Source organism: Bradyrhizobium septentrionale (genome assembly GCF_011516645.4).
Classification (GTDB): Bacteria; Pseudomonadota; Alphaproteobacteria; order Rhizobiales; family Xanthobacteraceae; genus Bradyrhizobium; species Bradyrhizobium septentrionale.
This window is the reverse complement of sequence record NZ_CP088285.1, coordinates 948291-966799: the sequence shown is the minus strand read 5'-3', so window position 1 is coordinate 966799 and position 18509 is coordinate 948291. Positions and strand designations below refer to the sequence as shown.

General features: G+C 63.7%; 28 protein-coding genes. 14 read left to right on the top strand and 14 right to left on the bottom strand.

Features of this window, described 5'->3' with window-relative positions:
- Positions 1-192 precede the first annotated feature (192 nt).
- Both ettA and HAP48_RS06555 read left to right on the top strand, forming a co-directional pair.
- A complete protein-coding gene (gene ettA, locus HAP48_RS06560) occupies positions 193-1842 on the top strand; it encodes an energy-dependent translational throttle protein EttA (RefSeq protein WP_166214427.1) in 1650 nt (549 codons plus the stop codon).
- 165 nt (positions 1843-2007) lie between these two features.
- On the top strand, positions 2008-2592 hold the full coding sequence (locus HAP48_RS06555; protein ID WP_166214428.1) for a TIGR00645 family protein: 585 nt from the start codon (positions 2008-2010) through the stop codon (positions 2590-2592).
- A gap of 17 nt (positions 2593-2609) precedes the next feature.
- On the opposite strand, the gene HAP48_RS06550 is transcribed toward HAP48_RS06555, so the two are convergent.
- Complete coding sequence (locus HAP48_RS06550) at positions 2610-3701, bottom strand: toll/interleukin-1 receptor domain-containing protein (RefSeq protein ID WP_166214429.1); 1092 nt, start codon at positions 3699-3701, stop codon at positions 2610-2612.
- Between the two features lie 83 nt (positions 3702-3784).
- Between HAP48_RS06550 and HAP48_RS06545 the strand changes: the two genes are divergently transcribed.
- On the top strand, positions 3785-5017 hold the full coding sequence (locus HAP48_RS06545) for a lytic murein transglycosylase (RefSeq protein WP_166214430.1): 1233 nt from the start codon (positions 3785-3787) through the stop codon (positions 5015-5017).
- A gap of 156 nt (positions 5018-5173) precedes the next feature.
- On the opposite strand, the gene HAP48_RS06540 is transcribed toward HAP48_RS06545, so the two are convergent.
- Positions 5174-5458, bottom strand: coding sequence for a hypothetical protein (locus tag HAP48_RS06540; RefSeq protein ID WP_029084043.1), 285 nt, complete (start codon positions 5456-5458; stop codon positions 5174-5176).
- Positions 5459-5694: 236 nt separating this feature from the next.
- The gene (locus tag HAP48_RS06535) at positions 5695-6018 is read right to left on the bottom strand and encodes a hypothetical protein (RefSeq protein ID WP_166214431.1); all 324 of its coding nucleotides are present in this window, start codon (positions 6016-6018) and stop codon (positions 5695-5697) included.
- Positions 6019-6104: 86 nt separating this feature from the next.
- On the opposite strand from HAP48_RS06535, the gene HAP48_RS06530 reads away from it, so the two are divergent.
- From HAP48_RS06530 to bfr, 3 genes are all read left to right on the top strand, one after another.
- A complete protein-coding gene (locus HAP48_RS06530) occupies positions 6105-6389 on the top strand; it encodes a hypothetical protein (RefSeq protein ID WP_166214432.1) in 285 nt (94 codons plus the stop codon).
- Positions 6370-6645: a (2Fe-2S)-binding protein gene (locus HAP48_RS06525; protein WP_166214433.1), complete on the top strand. Its 276-nt coding sequence runs from the start codon at positions 6370-6372 to the stop codon at positions 6643-6645. Before HAP48_RS06530 ends, HAP48_RS06525 begins: the two co-directional genes overlap by 20 nt.
- Before the next feature lie 190 nt (positions 6646-6835).
- Complete coding sequence (gene bfr, locus HAP48_RS06520; protein ID WP_029084046.1) at positions 6836-7324, top strand: bacterioferritin; 489 nt, start codon at positions 6836-6838, stop codon at positions 7322-7324.
- Positions 7325-7421: 97 nt separating this feature from the next.
- Here bfr and HAP48_RS06515 read toward each other — a convergent pair whose 3' ends face one another.
- From HAP48_RS06515 to HAP48_RS06500, 4 genes are all read right to left on the bottom strand, one after another.
- Entirely contained in the window at positions 7422-7832 is a 411-nt protein-coding gene (locus tag HAP48_RS06515) for a hypothetical protein (RefSeq protein WP_166214434.1), read from the bottom strand.
- A gap of 183 nt (positions 7833-8015) precedes the next feature.
- Positions 8016-8369, bottom strand: a complete 354-nt coding sequence (locus HAP48_RS06510; protein WP_166214435.1) for a hypothetical protein — start codon at positions 8367-8369, stop codon at positions 8016-8018.
- A 153-nt stretch (positions 8370-8522) separates the two neighbouring features.
- Positions 8523-8870, bottom strand: a complete 348-nt coding sequence (locus tag HAP48_RS06505) for an MmcQ/YjbR family DNA-binding protein (protein ID WP_166214436.1) — start codon at positions 8868-8870, stop codon at positions 8523-8525.
- A 16-nt stretch (positions 8871-8886) separates the two neighbouring features.
- Positions 8887-9891 carry an alpha/beta fold hydrolase gene (locus HAP48_RS06500; protein WP_420869854.1) on the bottom strand — a complete coding sequence of 335 codons (1005 nt, stop codon included), beginning with the start codon at positions 9889-9891 and terminating at the stop codon, positions 8887-8889.
- Here HAP48_RS06500 and HAP48_RS06495 point away from each other — a divergent pair.
- Positions 9890-10096 (top strand): hypothetical protein, encoded by a 207-nt coding sequence (locus HAP48_RS06495; protein WP_166202922.1) that lies wholly within the window; start codon positions 9890-9892, stop codon positions 10094-10096. The two genes, HAP48_RS06500 and HAP48_RS06495, sit on opposite strands and share 2 nt — an antisense overlap.
- Before the next feature lie 57 nt (positions 10097-10153).
- Here the strand turns inward: HAP48_RS06495 and HAP48_RS06490 are convergent, their stop codons facing one another.
- Positions 10154-10555: a nuclear transport factor 2 family protein gene (locus tag HAP48_RS06490; RefSeq protein ID WP_224496937.1), complete on the bottom strand. Its 402-nt coding sequence runs from the start codon at positions 10553-10555 to the stop codon at positions 10154-10156.
- Positions 10556-10694: 139 nt separating this feature from the next.
- Here HAP48_RS06490 and HAP48_RS06485 point away from each other — a divergent pair, with 139 nt between their 5' ends.
- A complete protein-coding gene (locus HAP48_RS06485; RefSeq protein ID WP_224496936.1) occupies positions 10695-11396 on the top strand; it encodes an ArsR/SmtB family transcription factor in 702 nt (233 codons plus the stop codon).
- Between the two features lie 14 nt (positions 11397-11410).
- On the opposite strand, the gene HAP48_RS06480 is transcribed toward HAP48_RS06485, so the two are convergent.
- Entirely contained in the window at positions 11411-11656 is a 246-nt protein-coding gene (locus HAP48_RS06480) for a DUF2188 domain-containing protein (RefSeq protein WP_029084053.1), read from the bottom strand.
- 120 nt (positions 11657-11776) lie between these two features.
- On the opposite strand from HAP48_RS06480, the gene HAP48_RS06475 reads away from it, so the two are divergent.
- The 3 genes from HAP48_RS06475 (at position 11777) to HAP48_RS06465 (ending at position 12849) form a co-directional block, all read left to right on the top strand.
- Positions 11777-12043 (top strand): DUF2277 domain-containing protein, encoded by a 267-nt coding sequence (locus HAP48_RS06475; protein WP_166214438.1) that lies wholly within the window; start codon positions 11777-11779, stop codon positions 12041-12043.
- A gap of 88 nt (positions 12044-12131) precedes the next feature.
- Positions 12132-12359, top strand: coding sequence for a hypothetical protein (locus tag HAP48_RS06470; protein WP_166214439.1), 228 nt, complete (start codon positions 12132-12134; stop codon positions 12357-12359).
- 76 nt (positions 12360-12435) lie between these two features.
- The gene (locus HAP48_RS06465; RefSeq protein WP_166214440.1) at positions 12436-12849 is read left to right on the top strand and encodes a hypothetical protein; all 414 of its coding nucleotides are present in this window, start codon (positions 12436-12438) and stop codon (positions 12847-12849) included.
- 77 nt (positions 12850-12926) lie between these two features.
- Here HAP48_RS06465 and HAP48_RS06460 read toward each other — a convergent pair whose 3' ends face one another.
- Positions 12927-13454, bottom strand: a complete 528-nt coding sequence (locus HAP48_RS06460) for a collagen-like domain-containing protein (protein ID WP_166214441.1) — start codon at positions 13452-13454, stop codon at positions 12927-12929.
- 129 nt (positions 13455-13583) lie between these two features.
- Here HAP48_RS06460 and HAP48_RS06455 point away from each other — a divergent pair, with 129 nt between their 5' ends.
- Positions 13584-14567 carry a hypothetical protein gene (locus HAP48_RS06455; protein WP_166214442.1) on the top strand — a complete coding sequence of 328 codons (984 nt, stop codon included), beginning with the start codon at positions 13584-13586 and terminating at the stop codon, positions 14565-14567.
- Positions 14568-14574: 7 nt separating this feature from the next.
- On the opposite strand, the gene HAP48_RS06450 is transcribed toward HAP48_RS06455, so the two are convergent.
- Both HAP48_RS06450 and HAP48_RS06445 read right to left on the bottom strand, forming a co-directional pair.
- Positions 14575-14835 carry a helix-turn-helix domain-containing protein gene (locus HAP48_RS06450; RefSeq protein ID WP_029084060.1) on the bottom strand — a complete coding sequence of 87 codons (261 nt, stop codon included), beginning with the start codon at positions 14833-14835 and terminating at the stop codon, positions 14575-14577.
- 169 nt (positions 14836-15004) lie between these two features.
- Entirely contained in the window at positions 15005-15772 is a 768-nt protein-coding gene (locus HAP48_RS06445; RefSeq protein WP_166214443.1) for an SDR family NAD(P)-dependent oxidoreductase, read from the bottom strand.
- Between the two features lie 127 nt (positions 15773-15899).
- Between HAP48_RS06445 and HAP48_RS06440 the strand changes: the two genes are divergently transcribed.
- The gene (locus tag HAP48_RS06440; protein WP_166214444.1) at positions 15900-16373 is read left to right on the top strand and encodes a hypothetical protein; all 474 of its coding nucleotides are present in this window, start codon (positions 15900-15902) and stop codon (positions 16371-16373) included.
- Positions 16374-16476: 103 nt separating this feature from the next.
- Here the strand turns inward: HAP48_RS06440 and HAP48_RS06435 are convergent, their stop codons facing one another.
- Positions 16477-17169 carry a glutathione S-transferase family protein gene (locus HAP48_RS06435; RefSeq protein ID WP_166214445.1) on the bottom strand — a complete coding sequence of 231 codons (693 nt, stop codon included), beginning with the start codon at positions 17167-17169 and terminating at the stop codon, positions 16477-16479.
- A 149-nt stretch (positions 17170-17318) separates the two neighbouring features.
- The gene (locus tag HAP48_RS06430) at positions 17319-17573 is read right to left on the bottom strand and encodes a hypothetical protein (protein WP_166214446.1); all 255 of its coding nucleotides are present in this window, start codon (positions 17571-17573) and stop codon (positions 17319-17321) included.
- A 274-nt stretch (positions 17574-17847) separates the two neighbouring features.
- Here HAP48_RS06430 and HAP48_RS06425 point away from each other — a divergent pair, with 274 nt between their 5' ends.
- Complete coding sequence (locus HAP48_RS06425) at positions 17848-18288, top strand: hypothetical protein (protein ID WP_166214447.1); 441 nt, start codon at positions 17848-17850, stop codon at positions 18286-18288.
- The last annotated feature ends 221 nt before the right edge of the window (positions 18289-18509 follow it).

The window sequence follows — 18509 nt, the reverse complement described above, 5'->3', positions numbered from 1 at the left end:
TTATTAAAAGATGGTTTCAATTGTCATGATCGGGCGCGCACATCGTGGCGAACCCGTAGTCACCCGTGGTGAACAGACGAAACGTGGTGAACGGGCGGAAAACACCGGGCCCGCGGTTGCGCTTTCGGGGGCCGGCCGCTACATCGGCGGCAGCAAAATTTCCACAAATCGGATCAATTCCAGGGACAGCGGATGGCTCGCCAGTTCATCTATTTCATGCAGGGTCTGACCAAGGCATATCCGACCCGAAAAGTGCTCGATAACGTCCATCTGTCGTTCTACCCGGACGCCAAGATCGGCGTGCTCGGCGTCAACGGCTCGGGCAAGTCGACGCTGCTCAAGATCATGGCCGGCCTCGACAAGGAATATAACGGCGAGGCCTGGGTCGCCGAGGGCGCCCGCGTCGGCTATCTCGAGCAGGAGCCGCACCTCGATCCCGCGCTCAACGTCCGTGAAAACGTCATGCTCGGCGTCGCCAAGCAGAAGGCGATCCTCGACCGCTACAACGAGCTGGCGGTCAATTATTCGGACGAGACCGCCGATGAGATGACCAAATTGCAGGACGAGATCGAGGCCCAGGGCCTGTGGGATCTCGACAGCAAGGTCGACCAGGCGATGGACGCGCTGCGCTGCCCGCCCGACGATGCCGACGTCACCAAGCTCTCGGGCGGTGAGCGCCGCCGCGTCGCGCTGTGCCGCCTGCTGCTCGACCAGCCGGAATTGCTGCTGCTCGACGAACCGACCAACCATCTCGACGCCGAGTCGGTGTCGTGGCTGGAAGGCCATCTGCGCAACTATCCCGGCGCGATCCTGATCGTGACCCACGACCGCTACTTCCTCGACAACGTCACCGGCTGGATCCTCGAGCTCGACCGCGGCCGCGGCATCCCCTACGAGGGCAACTATTCGTCCTGGCTGCAGCAGAAGCAGAAGCGGCTGGAGCAGGAAGGCCGCGAGGACGCCGCCCACCAGAAGACGCTGGCCCGCGAGCAGGAGTGGATCGCGTCCTCGCCAAAGGCGCGTCAGGCCAAGTCCAAGGCGCGCTACCAGCGCTACGAAGAGCTGCTGAAACAGGCCAGTGAAAAGCAGACCCAGACCGCGCAGATCACGATCCCGGTCGCCGAACGGCTGGGCCAGAACGTCGTCGACTTCGAAGGCCTCAGCAAGGGTTTTGGCGACCGCATGCTGATCGACGACCTTACCTTCAAGCTGCCGCCGGGCGGCATCGTCGGCGTGATCGGTGCCAACGGCGCCGGCAAGACCACACTGTTCAGGATGATCACCAAGCAGGAAGAGCCGGACAAGGGCTCCATCACGGTCGGCGAAAGCGTTCATCTCGGCTACGTCGACCAGTCGCGCGACGCGCTCGACGGCAAGAAGACGGTGTGGGAAGAGATTTCAGGCAACAACGAGCTGATCCTGCTCGGCAAGAAGGAAGTCAACTCGCGCGGCTATTGCTCGTCGTTCAACTTCAAGGGCGCCGACCAGCAGAAGAAGGTCGGCGCGCTGTCAGGCGGTGAGCGCAACCGCGTGCATCTCGCCAAGATGCTGAAGTCGGGCGCCAACGTGCTGCTGCTCGACGAACCGACCAACGACCTCGACGTCGACACGCTGCGCGCGCTGGAAGAGGCGCTGGAGGATTTCGCCGGCTGCGCCGTCATCATCAGCCACGATCGCTGGTTCCTCGACCGCATCGCGACCCACATCCTGGCCTTCGAAGGCGACAGCCATGTCGAATGGTTCGAAGGCAACTTCCAGGATTACGAAAAGGACAAGATGCGCCGGCTCGGCCAGGACAGCATCATCCCGCATCGCGTGAAGTACAAGAAGCTGACGCGCTGATCGGTTCGAACGGTCGAGCGCGGCCGTCGCGCCGCGTTCGGCCGCTCTTCGTTTGCAGGATCGTGACGGCATCACGGCGCAATCTGCGGCCAGTTGTCGCTTTTCAAGCGCGCGGGATTGCGTAGATAGAGCGCTCCGCAAATCGAATCCTGCGAGCGATCCAACATGTCCGCCATTTCAGACGCGCCCGCCCCCGCGAAGGGCCGGTCGCTGCGTCCCGTTCCCATGCTGATCTTCGGGTCGCGCTGGCTGCAATTGCCGCTTTATGTCGGCCTCATCATCGCCCAGGGCGTCTATGTTGTGCTGTTCCTGAAGGAACTCTGGCACCTGTTCGCCCATGCCTTCGACTTCAGCGAGCAGCAGATCATGCTGGCCGTGCTCGGCCTGATCGACGTCGTCATGATCTCGAACCTGCTCGTGATGGTGATCGTCGGCGGCTACGAGACCTTCGTGTCGCGGCTCAATCTGCAAGGACATCCCGACGAGCCGGAATGGCTCAGCCATGTCAACGCCAGCGTGCTGAAGATCAAGCTGGCGATGGCGATCATCGGCATCTCCTCGATCCATTTGCTGCGCACCTTCATCGAGGCGGGCGCGCTGTCGTCGGGCAAGGGCAACTACACCGAGACCGGCGTGATGTGGCAGACCATCATCCACTGCGTCTTCATCCTGTCGGCGATCGGCATCGCCATCGTCGACAAGCTGTCGAACGACTCGATCGAAGGTGCCAAGCAGCAGACCGAGCATTAGGCATCGGCGGCGCGGCGTCACCGTGCCGAGCGTGAGCCGAACAATGCCGGCGCGGATCCGCCGAGCCATTCGGGGATCTGCGCCGCGCCGCGCGGAAATCCGCGCGCCATCGCGAGGATGAACGCGGTCTGCCAGACGCCGAACAGCACCAGCCAACCCAGCAAGGTCGGCAGCCTAACGATCGCGCCGTAAACGATCCCGGCAGCGATGGCCGCGATCCAGGTCACCACGACGCTGTCGATCCGCCGGAACGCCGGGTTGGTCAGCAGCACGCCGAGAATGGTGATGGCTCCGCCGACGGCGCCGCCGATGCCGCCGATCAGGTAACCCATGTAGGGATTGTTGCCGAGCGTCTCGGTAATCTGGGCCGGGTTCGCGGCATTGCCGTCGATCGGCACGGTCCTCGCATACTGGCCGAGCGCCTGAAGTGTGACCGCGCTGGCATCGTAGGCCGCGATCCATGCCGCCGTCGTGATTGCGACCACCAGCGCCAGCTGAAACCGGTCCCTGGCGCCAAACATGACATTGCACGCTGCAACCGCCGCGCCGAAGACCACGCCGGGCAGGATCGTGATCCCGCCGGCGTCGGAGACGACGAACGAATATTGCAGGACGTTGAGCGCATAGGTCGCGATCAGGCTGCAGATGACGGCGGATGCAAGCGCCAGCGCGACGAAGGGCAAGCTGGATCGGCCGCGCGACTGCGCGCTCTCGGCTGCCAGCATGCGGTCCACCGCGGCTCGCGTCTCGGCGGCGGCGCTGCCTTGCGGTTCGAGGATCGTGACCGCCTTGAGATAGGTCGGAACCTGGTCGAGCGGGGTCGGCGCCATCATCACCGGCAGCACGCGGTTGCTCGGGTTCGGCCATTTGGTCCGGGCAAAGGCGAGTTCGCTCAGCGTGTAGCGCCCCTTGGTCACCGATTCCGGACTGATCAGGAACACCATAAAATCGCTGCTTTCGATGGCTTTTTCGACGCGCGCATCGAAGCTGTCGCCCGGCGGAAGGTCGTCGTGCGAAAAGAAAACGTCATGGTCGCAATTGCGTAGCGACTGGGCGATGCTGTCAGCCTGCGATTCCAGTTCGGAGGGAAATGACAGAAATATGCGCATGGCAAAACTTACCACCCAGAATTGAATTCTGACAATTGCCGAGTTCACATTGCAATGCCTATTTCCGCGGGATGAGATCGATCATGAGATGGCCAGCAACCATTGCCGCATTCGCGCTGCTGCTGTGTGCGCCGCTGCAGCGGCCCGCACACGCGGCCGACGCGGCGTTCACCCAGTTCATCGCCTCGCTGTGGCCGGAGGCCAAGGAGGCCGGCGTGTCGCGCGAAACTTTTGATCGCGAGACGCGCTCGCTCGAGCCCGACTACAAGCTGCCCGATCTGATCCTGCCCGGACGTCCCAAGACCGGCGCGCCGGCGCAGGCCGAGTTCGTGCAGGTGCCGGCCGATTACATCAAGGAAGCCTCGATCGCGCGGCTCGCGGCGGAGGGGCAACGGCTGCTGCAGAAGTATCGTCCGTCGCTCGATGCGATCGAGAAGCGGTTCGGCGTTCCCTCGACCATCGTGCTGGCGATCTGGGGCCGCGAGACCGACTACGGCCGCTATTCGCTGCCCTACGACACGCTGCGCGTGGTGGCGACGCAGGCCTATGTCGGCCGCCGCAAGGATCAGTACCGCACCGAGTTCATCCTCGCGCTCAAGATCCTCGGCGAGGGCGCGGTGACGCGCAAGGAGCTGCGCTCATCCTGGGCGGGCGCGACCGGCTACACCCAGTTCCTGCCGTCGGAGTATTACAAGCACGGCGTCGATCTCGACGGCGACGGCCGGGTCGACATCTGGCACTCGGTGCCGGATGCGCTCGCTTCGGCCGCGCAGCAGCTCGTCAACAAGGGCTGGCAACCGGGCGTGCGCTGGGCCTATGAGGTGACCCCGCCCGCCAATGTCGACTGCACGATGGGTGTGCCTGAGGTGACCAAGCAGATCAGCCAGTGGCTGCGGGCAGGCTTCGTGCCGGTGCGCGGACAGAAGCTCAACGCTACCGAGCAGGCGCAATCGGCCTCGCTGCTGCAGCCCGAGGGCATCTACGGTCCCGCCTTCCTGACCACGCCGAACTACTTCGTGATCAAGGAGTACAATTTCTCCGATCTCTACGTGCTGTTCGTCGGCCATCTCGCCGACCGCATGACGAGCCCGCAGCCCTTCGCGACGCCATGGGCGGCCTCGAAGCAGCTGCGCTCGGCCGATGTCGAGGCGATGCAGCAGCAGCTGACGCGGATCGGCCTCTACAAGGACAAGCTCGACGGCAAGGCCGGGATGCAGACCCGCGCGGCGCTCGGCGCCTATCAGAAGCAGGCCGGGCTGAAGGTCGATTGCTGGCCGAGCGAGGCGGTGCTGCGCGCGATGAACGGGGCGCGCTAAGGCTCTGGCTTTTTGTTTTGACGCGTTTTCTTCACGCGAACCGGTGTCCATCCCGCATCAAGTGCGGGACAGGCTTCGCTCGAAAACGCTCCAGAAAACAAAAACCCGGCCGTGAGGCCGGGTTTTCGAGGGTGATGCAGATAGCCTGTCGATCGATCAGTCGCAAACCTGGATGCGACGGAAGCGCCAGCCGTAGCCGTCCCAGAAGCGCTCGCGAACCCAGCGGCACGGAGCTTCTTCGACGTAGGTCGGCGCCGGCGCAACATAGACCGGGGCCGGACGGGCGCCTGCAATCGCGCCGCCCAGCAGGGCGCCGCCGATCAGGCCGCCGGCAACGCCGGCCGCGACGGCGCCGCCGTCACCAGCCTTGGCAGCCGGAGCAACCGCCAGCGAACCGGCAATCGTGGTAACGGCAACAAGGGCAGCTAAAGTCTTCTTCATGTCTTTGGCTCTCCTGGAAGGTGGTGGCGTCTTGATTCGACGCCAGGCTTGGGTGACTCAGCACGCTGATCTCGAACTGCTGTCTTGCTAAACAGCGCAGAACAGTCAACCGAAAGTAAACGTCCGCAGGCTCATCGCGTAGAAAAGCGGTTTTTTCTGGCCTTCAACAGCGGATGTCCCGGAGAACAGTCGGTTTTCCGGGACATCTGGTTCGATTTAATCGAGATGAACGGCGATCAGTCGCAAACGCGGACTCGGCGAACGCGCCAGGAGTAGCCGTCCCAGAATCGCTGGCGCTGCCAGACACAATCGGCACCGTAACCGGGCTCGGCGACATAGGCCGGACCGGGTGCGTAACCGGGCGCGTAGTAGCCGGGAGCGTATCCCGGACCGTAGTAGCCGTTCTGCGATGCGATCGCGCCGCCGACGATGGCGCCACCGATCAATCCCGCGGCGACGCCGGCGGCGACTCCACGTTGTGCCTGGGCCGGGGCGGGCATCGCCACAGCGGAAATCGCCAGAGTGGCGGCGGCGCCGAGCGCCAGCAATGTCTTCTTCATGGCATGACCTTTCTCACGGGAGCCGAGGACAGCGTATGCAAGCAATCTGTCGAGCTCAAGGGTTCCATATCCCGCTTGAATGATCAATGAACGAGGCCGCCGCAATCGCGTCCAAATCCCTGCAGTCACTGAAATATCTCGCAACGCACAAACCCGGCCAGACGGTGCAGCCGGGAAACTGCCGCAAACTGCCCGGAATCCGCGGCGAGTCCGCTTTCGATTTAGACTCGTTCCAATATGAATCCCGCATCAGTTTGGAATTGCTACAAGAACTGGTTTTTCCTTTTGCATCCTGCCGGGGGCGACAATATCCATATTGCCAAGCATCACCGATGGACCCGCCTTTCTCCGATGATTGTCTGTTCCTGTAACGTCCTCAGCGACCACGATGTCCGCAATGCCGTGAGTGCCGGCGGGCCCGTGACACGCAATGCCAAGCAGGTGTACGGCTGCCTCGGCTGCAGTGCCGAATGCGGCCGCTGCGCGCGCACCATCAAGGCGATCATCGACGAGGCGCTCGGTCCCTGCGCCAAGGCCTGCTGCGCCGGCTGTCCCCATGCCGGCCATCCGCATGCTGCCAATGAGGACGACGCCGAGTCGACCGAATTCGCGCTCGCGGCCTGCTAAAGCTGCTTTTTTCGACGCTTTTTCTTCACGCGAGCCGGCTTCCGCTTCGCGCGAAAACACTCCGCAAAATCCACCCGAATCCGGTTATCCACGCGCCGCTTCTGCGCAGGGTTGCTCTTGCCGGCAATCTGATTTAGAAACATTCTAAATTTAAACCGGCCAGCGTTGGCCGCGACAGGTGGAGTGGATCATGCAAGGCGACCCGAAGGTCATTGATTATCTGAACAAGGGGCTGCGCAGCGAACTGACCGCCATCAATCAGTACTGGCTGCACTACCGGATGCTCAACAATTGGGGCCTCCTGGAGATGGCCAAGGTCTGGCGCAAGGAGTCCATCGAGGAGATGGAGCACGCCGACAAGTTCGTCGATCGCATCCTGTTCCTCGACGGCTTCCCGAACCTGCAGGTGCTCGATCCCTTGAAGATTGGCCAGGACGTCAAGGAGATCATCGAGTGCGATCTGGCCGCCGAGATCGGCGCCCGCACGCTCTATCAGGAGGCGGCGACCTACTGTCACGGCGTCAAGGATTACGTCAGCCGCGACCTGTTCGAGAAGCTGATGAAGGACGAGGAAGACCACATCGACTTCCTCGAGACCCAGCTCGACCTGATCAAGCGCATCGGTCTTGAGCTCTACACCCAGAAGCACGTCGGTCATCTGAAGGGTGAGGAGTCCTGATCGGCTCCGTCGCTCGGAGAGCGGCTGCCAAACTTCGGGAGGCCGTCCTTGCGGGCGGCCTCTTTTGCTTTCGCGCTTCGGATTGCAGCGGCGCCGGTCAGTAGCACCTGATGATGTTGATGGTGCGGTCGCCACCACGCCCGGGCACCGTGACGCTCTCCGTCGGGCAGCTCGACACATAGGGGCGATCCGACGGCACCACGGCGGGCGGATATCGATGCGCCCAATCCCAGGGCACGTCCTGGGTGTAGGTGTAGCGAACGTCGTTCGAGACCGGAGGCGGGACGTCGGCGGCGAAGGGCACGCCGGCGGCGCCATCATAATATCCGCCCGCGTCCGGCAGGACGATGCCGGGCACCCGCTGGTGATGACGGAAGGCTGGATGGTGCGAGCTAAACGTGCCGCGCGGCGCCGTTCCGGATCTCGCATAGGTCTCGGTCGAGGAAGCAAGCAGCAGCGCTGCAACGCCAAAGGACGCAATCAGCGCCCCATAAGTTCGATACGCCATTGTTCGACAAGCCATGGCACGCACCAATCGGTTACGGAGCATTGTGCAGACGCTAGGACGGGCCGCGCTGAGCCCGCAAACTCATCCTTAATTATTGGTTAAAAAGTAAGGTTAACAGGAGGTAAATGTTTCAAATTGGCGCGATCTGATCGCGCCGTCGCGCAGCGCAGCCGGCGGGGGCTGTCAGACCGCATCGGCAGGAACGAAGCAGCTGATGATGATGCCGCCGCGGTGGTGCACGTACCACACCACGGCTTCGCCGACCGGATTGCCGCGATCGCGGATCACGGCGCGCTCCGGCACCATCATCCACTCGCCCTCGATCGGCACCCAATAGGCGCCGCCCCGAACGTCATAGCTCGTGCGATGGCCGTCGGAGATGTCGCAGCACGGCACGCCATTCGGTGCGATCACGCTCTTGAACCAGGCGCGGATATCCGGCGGCACGTTCTCGTATTGACCGTTGTCGAAAGCCAGCGCTGCGCCCGCCATCACGGCGAGCCACCCAAGCACCGCGATATGCGTGCGCCTTCGCATGCCTTCCTCCGGCGGAAACTTCTTCGTGACCCGCGGCGGGTCGTGCGCGAATCCGGTGTTTGCGCGATTAGGCACGAACCGCACGCGAGATGCATGCTCAAAGAATGAGCGAAGCAACGCGGCACGGCTTGATGCGGTGCGAGATCGCTGCGCTCAGGAGGGCGTCTTCGCACGCGCCTTCTTCGCAGGCTTCACCGCGATATTGTCCCGGGCCATGCTGAGTGCGCTGCGCAGTGTGACCTGATCGGCTTTCGCGAGACGGACGTTGGTGCTGCCGCTTCTGCCCCAGCCGCCCGGCACCGGCCGGAAGATCTCCGGCTCGGCCTCGACCACCATCGCCTGTTGCTCCGGCGTCAGCTTCACCATGCCCCAATCCTGGTCGGGATAGCCGAGCGTTGCGAAGATGCGTTTGCCGACACGGAAATCGGCGTGGCCGTGATGCGCGCCTTCGACCACCTCGGGCAGGCTCAGCGCAACGCGACGGAAGCGATTTGCCGACATCGCCTGACCTCGATCGCTACGTCGCGTGTTGGGGCGCGGTCTGCAGCAATTCCTGCAATTGCCTGGAATAGAATTTGGCGTCGCCGGTCGTGAGATGGCCGCGCGTCTCGTTGCTTGCCGGGATCAGATAGATCTTGCCGTTCCTGATCCGCTTCACCGCGGCCTCGGTGACGCCGGTCTCCGGTGGATTGCGTTCATCGTCGGCAGCGTTGATCGCGAGCAGAGTGGCCTCGATCTTCTCCATCCCGGTGGACGGATCATAATCATGCGAGGCCTCCCACTGGTAGATGTAGTCGTTGGCGTCAGCCGTGACCGGTAGCGCCAGTTGGTCATCGACCATCTTGTCGGCCTGCGGCGCTGTCGGCGCCAGTGTCTGATAGCCGAGCGTGCCGCCGGCGCTCGCGAAGCGATAGGCCGCGATGGCGTATTTCATCATCCGCGGCTGGCTGGTGTAGTTGCCGCCATTGTAGTCGGGATCGTTGCGGATTGTTTCCAGCATCGTTCGCCGAAGGATCCAGTTGCGCGCGGCCATCGCTGATGGCTGCGAGGCCATCGGCACCAGAATGTCCATCATCTGCGGGTAGCGCACGCCCCAGATCCAGGTGTGCATGCCGCCCATCGAGTTGCCGATCACGAGCCGCAGATGCTTGATGCCGAGCCCCTCGGTGACGAGCCGGTACTGCGCATCGACCATGTCGTTGTAGTCGTATTTCGGGAAGCTGCTCCGCATCGCATCCGACGGCTTGGAGGATTTGCCGTGCCCGATGCCGTCCGGGATGATGATGTAGTATTTCGACGCATCCAGCGGCTGGCCCGGGCCGAACAGCTGGCCGGCAAAGGTCGGCGTCAGCATGCTGGCGGCCGAGCCGCCGGAACCGTGCAGCACCAGCACCGGCTGTCCGGTCGGCGCGCCGAGTGTGGTGTAGTGCAGCCGCAGTTCCGGCATCACCTCGCCGCTGTGAAACCTGAAGTCCTTCGCGATCCACTCGCCATCCTGCGGAGCGGGATAATCTGCAGCCATGGCCATTACCGACATCGAGACGAAAGCGGCCACAAGTGCCGCGCACCAACGGAACATCATGCTTCTTCCCACGCGCGGCGCGTTTGTCCAGCCGCTTGACCGCAAGCCTAGCATGACGGCAAGCGATGTCCGAGAGCTGCGCCGCGCGGCTGGCGAAGAAGTGTTCGGCTATGGCACGATGAGGGGGACCGTCATCGCGCCTTAGCCTTTTGTTTGAGCATAATCTTTTCGGAAAACCGCTTCGCACTTTCCGGATCATGCTTTAGCTCTCCCTGAGCACGTTCAGCGCATACCATCCCCAATAGACGCGGTGACGCTGGATCAGGCCATTCTCGATCTCCATGATCTCGACGAGATCCATCTGATCGCCGTCGGGCGATTGCCGCGGATATTCCCAGGTGAGGACCCGGCCGTCGCTGAAGAAGCCCTGCTTGAAGCGGCGGCGCTGCGGCGGGTTGGTTCGGAACACGCGCGTGATGAACTCGCGCAGCGTGTCCCGGCCGCGGACGATCCCATCTCTGGTCTGCATCAGGTGCTGAACCAGAGGGCTCTCGATCGAGGCGTCGGGTGCGTAAAGCGCCAGTGCCGCCTCGAGGTTCTTGTTGCCGAGGGCTTCGTCCCAGAGCCTGTAGATGCGTTCCGCGTCGGTGCTGTTGGCCGTCATGATTGTTCCCTTGCGCTTCGTTGAACGGCACCGATCTGACCGGATCAGGCGGCCGCGACGTTTCAGGAAAATCTGAAATGAGTTTCGCGGCCTTGTGAATGCTTGTAGGACGTTCCGGTCCGATACGGAGGAGGATGCGGTGGGATCATCCCAATCGGTGCAGACGGGATTTTCGCGGATCGCCGAGGCGCTGGGCGATCCGGTGCGGGAGGCGATGGTCAGCGCGCTGGCCGACGGCAAGGCGCTGCCGGCGGGCGAGCTTGCTGCGGTCGCCGGTATTTCGCCGCAGGGCGCCAGCGCGCATCTGCAGAAGCTGGTGGACGCGCGCGTGCTCTCGGTGTGGGCACAGGGCAGGTTCAGATATTACCGGATCAGGGACGACGATGTCGCGGCGCTGATCGAGAACCTGGTCGATCTCGCCGCCAAGAGCGCTGCCAAGACCTCCGCCGGGCGCCGGCGTGCGATGCCGGCCGAGCAGCTCAGGCAATCGCGCACCTGCTACCATCATCTTGCGGGCCAGCTCGGGGTGCTGCTGTCCAATGCGCTGATCCGCCGCCGGCTTGTCGCCATCGACGGCCGCGATGGTCGCGTGACCGAGCAGGGGCTGGCCTGGTGCCGGGCCGAACAGATCGATTTCGATCCGGCGCGGCAGCCGCATTTGCGGCTCTGCAATGACTGGACCGAGCGCGTGCCGCATCTCGCCGGTCCCTTCGCCAATGCCGTGCTGACGCGGCTGGTCGAGATGCGCGGCGTTGCACCGCATCGGATTCGGCGCGCGTTGCGGATCACCGACCGGGGACGGGCGTTCTTCGATCGGCTTGGCGTGCAGGTTCCGTTCTGAGCCGCGGAAGCAAATCAGCGCCCGTCTTCAACCTCGGTCTCCGGGCGGTCGTTGCCGGCGGCGGTTTCGGTCAGCCATTTGCCGTCCGACGTCTCATACTGGATTGCCTCGGTGCGCCCGGGAACACGTTGCTCGTTGGCGGCGCGCCGGGCCGCGGCAAGCGCCGCGGCATGGGTTGGAAACGGTTCCGAGAACACCCCGTTGACGGTATAGGCCCAGCCGCCATCGTGCTGGACGACCTTGTAGATCACGTGGCTCATCCGGAACCTCGCTGCGCCGTGGGACGATGAGGGTGCCAGAATAGCCCACGATGTCGTATTTTGCAGCAGCCGATCGTCTTTGAGAGAGCCGCCCCGCTGCCGCGGGCGAGGGAGACCGACATGTGCCGCAATATCAAGACGCTGTTCAACTTCGAGCCGCCCGCCACCGAGGACGAGATCCACGCCTCCGCGCTGCAATTCGTGCGCAAGCTGTCCGGCTTCAACAGGCCGTCGCAGTCCAATGAAGCCGCCTTCAATCTTGCGGTAACCGAGGTCTCGGACGCCGCGCGCAAGCTCCTGATCTCGTTGCAGACCGCGGCGCCCGTCCGTGATCGCGAGGTGGAGGCGGAGAAGGCGAGGGAGCGTTCGCGCCTGCGGTTCGGCTGAGGCCACAGCCAGTCCGTGATGCAGGTCACGGTACGGCGTCCACCCCCGGGGCATGATTTGCCGTTCATCCCGACCCCGGAGCAACACGATGAAGCCTGCCGTCCTGCTCGCCCTCTGCTCAATCGCGTTCGCCGTCCTGTGGACGAGCGGCATGCTGTGGTCGAGCGGGACGATCGACCTTGCCAACGTCATCATCCTGTCGGTCTGCGGGGCGTTCGCCGGCGTTGCCTGGTACTACGCGATGCGCTGGGTTTTCCAGCTCGTGCACCTCGTCCGGCCTCCCGATCCCCCGGCCAATCCGGATCCGGAGCGATAAACAGGGCGTCACACAGGGCGTCACCCTTGCAAACCCGCTGCAACGGGCGTTGTTTGTTGCGACCTGAGGGGGCACCATGCGCATCATCATCGCGCTCGTCGTCGCGCTGACGTCGTCAGCTGCTCTTGCCGGCACGTCCGAAGGCTACGGCATGGGCGGCTGGATCGAGAAATTCCAGCCCGAGATCGATCGCGCCAACGCCTCCGGCGAGCTGTTCCGCATCAAGGGGCATTGCCAGTCGAACTGCACGCTGTTCCTGGGGCTGCGCAACGTCTGCGTCGAGCGCAGCGCGACGCTGTTGTTTCATGCCGGCCATGACCGTCAGCGCAACATCAATGCGACGTCGACCCAGCGGATGCTGGACGCCTACAAGCCTGCGCTGCGGCAATACGTCCTCGCGCACCACTACATGGACACGCTGGAATTCCACGCGATCCCGGGCGCGATGATCATCGACCGCTTCGGGTACAAGGAGTGCCCGCGCGGATAGAGCTTTTTGTCTTGACGCGTTTTCTTCACGCGAACCGGCGTCCACGTCGCTCGAAAACGCTCTTGAGACAGGAACGGTTACTTCTTGTCCTTCTTGCGGTGCTTCTTCTTTTTCTTGTGATCGTCGTCTTCGTCGTCATCTTCCGCGAAGTCGATCGCATCGACGTCAAGCGCGATCGCCTCCGCCGCCGCGCGCTCGGCGGCATCGCGCTCGGCGAACTCAGCGGCTTCGCGCTCCCTGGTGCGCTTGTAGTCTTCCCAGGCGTCGAAGATCATGTGCAGCCACGGCATCACCTGCTCGATCGACGGCAATTGTCCGGGCGGGCCGGCTTCACCGCGCGGGCCGGCCGGACCCTGCGGCCCCTGCGGACCGGCTTCGCCGCGCGGACCCTGCACGCCCGCCTTGCCTTGCGCTCCCGGCTTGCCCTGGGGGCCTGGCTTTCCGACTACTCCGGCCTTGCCCTGCGGACCCGGCTTGCCGCGTGCACCTTCCGGCCCCGGCCGTCCCGGATGTCCTTGCGGACCGGGCCGTCCCGGCTCGCCCTGACGACCCTGCGGCCCCTGCGCCCCTCGTGACCCCTGGCGGGAAGTTGTTTCGTCAGCCACTGATATGCTCCGTCGCGATGTGAAGCCGCTTGTAACAGAGGTTGGACGACGGCTTCAATTCTGCCCGTCCGCACGGATGCAAGCGATCAACAGTCATAATTCCATGTGCATATGACAACGGAGGGCGGGTTGCGGTTTCCGAACGACAGGCACGGCGAGGCCGCGGGGGAAGGACCGCAACCGCTCGACATTGTCGTGACGCGACGCGATGTGCTTGACGAAGCGAGCTTTCGCAGCACGGGTGTGCTCGATCTCTATGAGGAGCTGTTTCCCGCAAGCGAGCGCGACAGCGCTGATGACATTGTGCGCTGGCTGCTGTCGGATGATGTCGGCGAGCGGCGGCATTTCAGCGTCGGCGGCTGCGAGATGTCCTATCGTCTCGACTCGCGCTGCTTCATCCTGCGCGCCGCCGGGCGTGCGATCGGGCTCGGCTTCTTCACCTATGATCATGCAAGCGATTTGATCTATTGCAACCATGTCGGCATCGGGACGGCGTGGCGCGGCGGCGGCCTGGCGCATGCGTTCTATCGCCAGATGGTCGGCATGCTCGATGCGCTGTTTCCGCGCAACATCGGCGTGGTGCTTGAAGTCGAGCCGTTCGATCGCGACCGCCTGGAAGCGATCATCGCCGATCTCGAACGAACGGGCAGGCGGCAGCTCGAGGCCGATGAGCAGGCCGAGCTCCGCAGATTGCTCCGCGTCAGCTGGTACGACAGGCTCGGCTATTCCGTCTTTTGCGATGCGCGCACGATGCGGCCGCTCGCGTGCCGCTCACCATGCCTTGATCCGTCGCTGCTGTCATCGGATTGGGCGAATGGAGAGGAGAGCTACTGGCTGATGTGGCAGGCACGGACCGGCGCGCCCTCTGCGGAGATGCGCGCAGGTCCGCTGTGGCACCAGGCCACGACCGCGATCTATGTCGAGATCCTCGCAAAATCCCTGGTCGCGGCGGACCCGATCGGCCGCCGCTTCTATTGGGACTATGCGACCGCACTGGTCGCCCGGACGCTGCAACTGTCAGCGACGACCGACGTGCATCTCGCACGCTGTCTCGGTGACGATGACCGCCAGCTGTTGTCGCGCTGGCGGCGCCTTGCGATCGACCTGATCTAAAGTCCGCTTAGGCTGCGGCGTGCTCGCTCAGCGGCACGTCGATGCCTTCGGCGGAATATTCGCGGATCTTGTTCCGCAAGGTCCGGACCGACAGTCCGAGCACGCGTGCAGCGCGGGTGCGGTTGCCGTCGCAGCGCGCGAGCGTCTGCAGCACGAGTTCCCGCTCGACTTCATCGACGGTCGCGCCGATCAGAAGTGGAACGATTTCATTTGGAGCCAGCGACGGCAGCAGTGCTTCCGGCGACGGCACGGTGGACGCGTAGGACATGTACTCCTCCCGATCAACGCCCGCTTCGTCTGTGAAGCGCAGACATCGAGAAACAACTACCCCGTATATCCACGGTGTGCCGGTTTGGTTAACAAGTCCTTAATATCCACCTAACTCCCTGCTCTGTAAGCAAAATACCCAGAAATCGCCACGATTGCGGTTCCATCCGTCACAATGTCCGGTAACCGCCATCGACCATCACGATCGATCCCGAGACATAGGCCGACAGGTCCGAGGCGAGGAAGATCGCGGGGCCGACGATGTCCTCCGGCTTGCCGGCGCGGCCGAGCGGGGTGTGGTCCATGAAGACCTTGACCAGATCGGGATTGGTGGCGCGCACCTTCTCGTTCAGCGGCGTCTCGATGAAGCCGGGGCCGATCGCATTGACGCGAACGCCCTCCTTGCCGAGCTCGGCGGCCAGCGCCTTGGTGAAGCCGAGCACGCCGTGCTTGGAGGCGGTATAGGCCGGCGAGCTCGGCGTGCGCAGATGCACGAAGGACTGGATCGAACCGATGTTGACGATGCGTCCCTTGTTCTTGCGCAGCGGCGCAAGGAACGAATGCGTCACGTTGAAGACGCCGGTGAGGTTGATCGAGATGATGTCTTCCCAATCCTTGATCACGGCCTCATCAGTGCCGAGCATGCCGTTGCGGCGCGCGATGCCGGCATTGTTGACCAGGATCGAGACGGCTCCGACCTTGTCGGCCACCTGCTTGGCGATCGCGACGCAGGCGTCGCGATCGGTCACGTCGAGCGCAAAGCTCTCCGCCTTGCCGCCGGCGCTGCGGATCTCCCTGGCCGCTTCCGCCGCCGCATCGCCGTTCATGTCAAGCAGCACGACGCGCGCACCCTCGCGGCCGTAGCCCAGCGCGATGGCGCGTCCGATGCCCGAGCCTGCACCGGTGATGACGGCGATGTGATAGTCGAGAAGGGCCATGGCGTTTCCTCGTTCTGACTTTTTGAGCGTTGTCGACAACACTATTCAAAACTGCGCCAAGCGAAACGCCAAGCCGCGTTTGCGCGTTGCTGTTATCCGGATTCGGATGACAGGACGGACGGCGGTCATGGACCCGCATATCAGACACTGGAAAGTTGCGATCGAGCGCTTCTGCGCGGCGCCGGATCCCGACTATCGCGAGATGGCCAGGATGATCGCCGAGATCGCCGCGACCGACATCGACGAGACGCTGCGGCATGCGGCCGCACAGGTGCTGCCGATCCTGCGCCAGGCGGCGCTGAAATCGGCCGACCGCCGCACCAGATCGATGGCGCCGCGCCGTCTCGGCATCGTCAGCGATGCGCTGCACACGCTGTCAGCGCCGCGGTTCGGCCGGCGTGGCCTGACGCCGAAGGTGTTGACCCAGGAAGAGCGGTACCGGCAATTGCTCGGCCTGCCGTTTGGCCGCCACCTTGCGGCGACCGAAATCCATCAGGCCTTCAAGCGCGCCGCCAAGACGGTGCATCCCGACGGTGGCGGCAACGGTCCGGCGTTCCTCGAACTCGCCGCCGCCCGCGACGCCTTGATCAAGCATCACTAGAGCCTTTTCGAGCGAAGTGGATACCCGTTCGCGAAAAGAACGCGTCAAAACAGGAATCTAGAGCCCCGTTCCGATTCCATCGGAACGGAAGAGGCTCTAGGCGTCAGGCGCTCACGGCGGAATGGATGGCGCGGCAATGCCGCACGATGTTGTCGTGGGCGACGACGAACTGCTTCAGCGGCGTCTCGATATCGTAGAAATAGATGTTGGCGATGAAACCATAGAGTCCGGCATCGATTGCGGTCGGCGTGTCGCCGTGCACATAGCCTTGCTGCGGGATCAGCGCCGCGATCGCGGCAAGATCTGCAAGGCCGCGCGCCATCGCCGCATCGGGATCGAAGCGGCCGATGCCCTGGTAGTAGTAGCGCTGGGCATTGTATTCCTTCGCCTTGAGCAGGCCCTCGTCCGTCAGCGCCGGGTGCTCTCGCTTCAACGCATCGCGGAACAAGTGCCAGTAGCGCTCGTCCTTCCAGCGCGAATACGACATCACCCAGTAGAGGTCGTCGAGCATCCGTGTGATCAGCAAGTTCTGCGTGCGCTGTTGCGGCGTCAGCGCGGCATCAATCGAAAGGCGATATTTCCGGGTGAGCCAGGCGAGGATGGTCTCGCTGTCGCCGACCGTGTCGGCGCCGTCGACGATATAGGGCAGCTGGCCGCGCGGCGCCTTCGAGGCGTCGAAGATGTGCTCGTGGCGGAACGGCACGCCGGCGAGTCTCAGGAAGGCAAACACCTTCAAGCCGTAGCCGTTGTTGTCGGCGACGCCGAACAGCGGCGGGTAGGAATAGAGTGTGAGCATGTCGCACCGTCCCAAAGGTTGAACAGGGGGCTCTACGACAGGATAACGCAGTGTGGGCAAATCGCCAGCGTGCCCATCATCTCACGTTCGAAACGGAATGGTGGGCACGGCGCGAGCGCGCCTTTGCCCACCCCACGTTCGAATACGGCTCAGAACGCGCAGGTTCCGTTGTTCAGGAGGCCGGTCTTGTAGACGAACGCGGCATCGAAGGTCGGCAATTCCTCGCTGACGACCGAGAAGTTCGCCGGCCACGGCGTGGTCGAGATGCTCTGGTCCCAGATCTGGCAGAAGCCGGTGTCCTGCCAGCGGATCAGGTGATAGGGGTTGGCGCTGGCCGGGCTTGCCGCGGCAAGCACTGACACGGTGGCGGCAATGGCGGCACAGGCAATCGCAAGACGACGCATGGTGAAATCTCCGGTGTGAAAAAATGCACGCTCCGCAAGGCAATTGTGGAGCTCTGGGGCCGATCGCCCCGGACATGCAGTGAGTGTTACAACCCCGGGAACAGGTTCAACGCCAATTGCGCGGAAATATCCGTCAGCAAACCGGCCGGCGCTGTGCCAAATTGCGCCGGGTGATGCGCTTGCTACAGTCGGCGCGTTGCGATTCGCACCGTCGTCGCGACGCGCGCAAATCGATGTGAGCAAATCGACTGAGTAACTCGTGGGGAGACCGCACATGAAACTTTCATCCACCCTTCGCGCCGCGCTGGCCGCGCTGATGGCGTTCACCGGCCTTGCCTTCTCTTCGGCGGCCCGTGCCGACAGCGGCTTCGTGACGCTGACGATCTACAAGGCGGGATGGATCATCGGCGGCTCCGGCGGCAGCGGTGTCCTTACCTTCCGCGGCCGCTCCTATGCGCTCTCGACCGGCGGTCTCGACTACGGTCTGGTGTTCGGCGGCTCCAAGACCGTGCTGCGCGGCCGCGTCAGCAACATCAACCGTCCGTCCGACGTTGCCGGCGTCTACGGCGCAGCGGGTGCGGGGCTTGCGGTCGGCCGCGGCGCCCGCGCGATCGTGCTGACCAATCAGAAAGGCGCGGTGCTCGAATTGACCGGCCACCAGGTCGGTCTGATGGCCAATGCCGATCTGAGCGGCCTTGCGATCACGATGCGGTAGAGCATGACGGTGTGGAGCGGCACCAGCGAGCAGCTGATCGCCGAGCCGGATCCGCGGCCAAGCATCTGAAGATTTGAAGGCGGGTCAGGCGAACTCAATCCATCCCCGTCATCCCCGCGCAAAGGCTTTGCCTTTGTCGCTGGAGGAGCGCGTCCTCGCGCGTCTCGAAGGATGCACGGCCCGGCTGGTGGCCGATTCATCCTTCGAGGCTCGCCGAAGAG

Excerpts from the sequence above, each read along its gene's own strand:
- ettA (WP_166214427.1), top strand. The coding sequence starts at position 193 with ATGGCTCGCCAGTTCATCTATTTCATGCAGGGTCTGACCAAGGCATAT.
- HAP48_RS06555 (WP_166214428.1), top strand. The coding sequence starts at position 2,008 with ATGTCCGCCATTTCAGACGCGCCCGCCCCCGCGAAGGGCCGGTCGCTG.
- HAP48_RS06550 (WP_166214429.1), bottom strand. The coding sequence starts at position 3,701 with ATGCGCATATTTCTGTCATTTCCCTCCGAACTGGAATCGCAGGCTGAC.
- HAP48_RS06545 (WP_166214430.1), top strand. The coding sequence starts at position 3,785 with ATGAGATGGCCAGCAACCATTGCCGCATTCGCGCTGCTGCTGTGTGCG.
- HAP48_RS06540 (WP_029084043.1), bottom strand. The coding sequence starts at position 5,458 with ATGAAGAAGACTTTAGCTGCCCTTGTTGCCGTTACCACGATTGCCGGT.
- HAP48_RS06535 (WP_166214431.1), bottom strand. The coding sequence starts at position 6,018 with ATGAAGAAGACATTGCTGGCGCTCGGCGCCGCCGCCACTCTGGCGATT.
- HAP48_RS06530 (WP_166214432.1), top strand. The coding sequence starts at position 6,105 with ATGAACGAGGCCGCCGCAATCGCGTCCAAATCCCTGCAGTCACTGAAA.
- HAP48_RS06525 (WP_166214433.1), top strand. The coding sequence starts at position 6,370 with ATGATTGTCTGTTCCTGTAACGTCCTCAGCGACCACGATGTCCGCAAT.
- bfr (WP_029084046.1), top strand. The coding sequence starts at position 6,836 with ATGCAAGGCGACCCGAAGGTCATTGATTATCTGAACAAGGGGCTGCGC.
- HAP48_RS06515 (WP_166214434.1), bottom strand. The coding sequence starts at position 7,832 with ATGGCGTATCGAACTTATGGGGCGCTGATTGCGTCCTTTGGCGTTGCA.
- HAP48_RS06510 (WP_166214435.1), bottom strand. The coding sequence starts at position 8,369 with ATGCGAAGGCGCACGCATATCGCGGTGCTTGGGTGGCTCGCCGTGATG.
- HAP48_RS06505 (WP_166214436.1), bottom strand. The coding sequence starts at position 8,870 with ATGTCGGCAAATCGCTTCCGTCGCGTTGCGCTGAGCCTGCCCGAGGTG.
- HAP48_RS06495 (WP_166202922.1), top strand. The coding sequence starts at position 9,890 with ATGGCCATTACCGACATCGAGACGAAAGCGGCCACAAGTGCCGCGCAC.
- HAP48_RS06500 (WP_420869854.1), bottom strand. The coding sequence starts at position 9,891 with ATGGCTGCAGATTATCCCGCTCCGCAGGATGGCGAGTGGATCGCGAAG.
- HAP48_RS06490 (WP_224496937.1), bottom strand. The coding sequence starts at position 10,555 with ATGACGGCCAACAGCACCGACGCGGAACGCATCTACAGGCTCTGGGAC.
- HAP48_RS06480 (WP_029084053.1), bottom strand. The coding sequence starts at position 11,656 with ATGAGCCACGTGATCTACAAGGTCGTCCAGCACGATGGCGGCTGGGCC.
- HAP48_RS06475 (WP_166214438.1), top strand. The coding sequence starts at position 11,777 with ATGTGCCGCAATATCAAGACGCTGTTCAACTTCGAGCCGCCCGCCACC.
- HAP48_RS06470 (WP_166214439.1), top strand. The coding sequence starts at position 12,132 with ATGAAGCCTGCCGTCCTGCTCGCCCTCTGCTCAATCGCGTTCGCCGTC.
- HAP48_RS06465 (WP_166214440.1), top strand. The coding sequence starts at position 12,436 with ATGCGCATCATCATCGCGCTCGTCGTCGCGCTGACGTCGTCAGCTGCT.
- HAP48_RS06450 (WP_029084060.1), bottom strand. The coding sequence starts at position 14,835 with ATGTCCTACGCGTCCACCGTGCCGTCGCCGGAAGCACTGCTGCCGTCG.
- HAP48_RS06445 (WP_166214443.1), bottom strand. The coding sequence starts at position 15,772 with ATGGCCCTTCTCGACTATCACATCGCCGTCATCACCGGTGCAGGCTCG.
- HAP48_RS06440 (WP_166214444.1), top strand. The coding sequence starts at position 15,900 with ATGGACCCGCATATCAGACACTGGAAAGTTGCGATCGAGCGCTTCTGC.
- HAP48_RS06435 (WP_166214445.1), bottom strand. The coding sequence starts at position 17,169 with ATGCTCACACTCTATTCCTACCCGCCGCTGTTCGGCGTCGCCGACAAC.
- HAP48_RS06430 (WP_166214446.1), bottom strand. The coding sequence starts at position 17,573 with ATGCGTCGTCTTGCGATTGCCTGTGCCGCCATTGCCGCCACCGTGTCA.
- HAP48_RS06425 (WP_166214447.1), top strand. The coding sequence starts at position 17,848 with ATGAAACTTTCATCCACCCTTCGCGCCGCGCTGGCCGCGCTGATGGCG.